Here is a 1,360-nt window from a genome sequence, read left to right as displayed (position 1 = left end):
CACGACAGTTGTAGTTCGTTACTTTGTAGTCGATTTCGTTGGTAGCGGGTTTGTTGGGCACGGTTTTGGTGGTGTCGGCGCCAGCGGGAGGCGGCGAGGGCATGGGTGAGGGTGCGGGCGGGGTGGAGCACTATCGCCAGGAGACGGCGGATTTCGGCGACTGTGATTCGGCCCAGCCCGCGTGGGCTTTTGGGCCGGTGGCGGCGGTGACGGCGAGGAAGGCGTGGGCGAGCATGGCAAGGGTGATGTGCCGGTACCAGGCGTCGTACTTGCGGACCTGGTAGTGGTCGAGACCGCATTGGCCTTTGGCTGGAAGCATTCCTCGATCGCCCACCTCGCGCCGGCGACGGCCACGATCTGGCCGCGGTCGATGGTGTCGGGGTGGAAGCACACGTAGTAGGCGATATCCGCGGGATGGTCGAGAGATCGCCGGGCCAGCAGGGTGCGTACGAAACCGGCCGGGATGTCATCGAAGGCCGGCAGGGTGGCCCAGGCGAAGTCGTATTCGCGTTCACCCCGGACTCCCGGACCGGCCGAGACCCGGTGCCATGCTTCGGCGGGGGCGCGGCTGATCAGGGTATCGACTCTTCGGCGGCCATCGACGTCGGTGATGGTGTGCCTGACCGGCACCTCCACCACATACGACATCCGATGCGACTCCAGGAACGCCCTGAATCTGCCGTCACGTCCATAGGCCGAATCGGCGGTCACCCACCCGGCGGTCACACCCGCGGCCAGCGCCCGGCCGATCATCGCTTCAGCCAACCGTGGCTTGGTCAAAACTCCTCGGGTCCAGCGGTCTTCGGGAACACCGGCACCCGCGCAGCGGTCGCGATCCGCAATCCATGACTCCGGCAGATACAGCTCACGGTCGATCAACGCCCGGCCCGAGCGACCGGCATACGCGAGGAACACACCCAGTTGGCAGTTCTCGATCCGGCCCGCGGTGCCCGAATACTGCCGCTGCACCCCGGCTGAGCGCAGTCCCTTCTTCACAAATCCCGTCTCATCGACCACCAGCACCCCATCCGGCGAAGCCAGCGCCTCGACCACGTACGAGCGGACCTGATCGCGCACCTCATCGGCACTCCAACGCGCCCGGTTCAGCAGATGCTGGCACCCATCCGGACTTACCGCTCCCGCCGCCTCGGCCAGCTGCCAGGAGTTCTTCCGCTCCACCGGCGCCAGCAACCCCGTCACATACGCCCTCGCCCACCCTCGCGGCTCCGCCCGGCCGAACGCCCCCGCAACGCGGGCGAACACGTCATCCAGACTCGCCCGCCACACCGCAATATCCTGCGGCACAACATCTTCCAGCACGCCACAATCTACAGGTAACGAACTACAACTGTCGTGCTAA

1 pseudogene is annotated in these 1,360 nt (G+C 66.1%); it reads right to left on the bottom strand.

Annotation, left to right across the window (positions count from 1 at the left end):
* Positions 1–130 precede the first annotated feature (130 nt).
* Positions 131–1,305: pseudogene (locus tag ON21_RS37495) on the bottom strand (IS701 family transposase).
* Between the last annotated feature and the right edge of the window lie 55 nt (positions 1,306–1,360).

The organism is Nocardia araoensis NBRC 100135, assembly GCF_000308435.1.
In the GTDB taxonomy this organism is placed as follows: domain Bacteria; phylum Actinomycetota; class Actinomycetes; order Mycobacteriales; family Mycobacteriaceae; genus Nocardia; species Nocardia araoensis.
The sequence above is the reverse complement of the archived record's forward strand: the minus strand, read 5'-3'. Positions and strand labels throughout refer to the sequence as shown.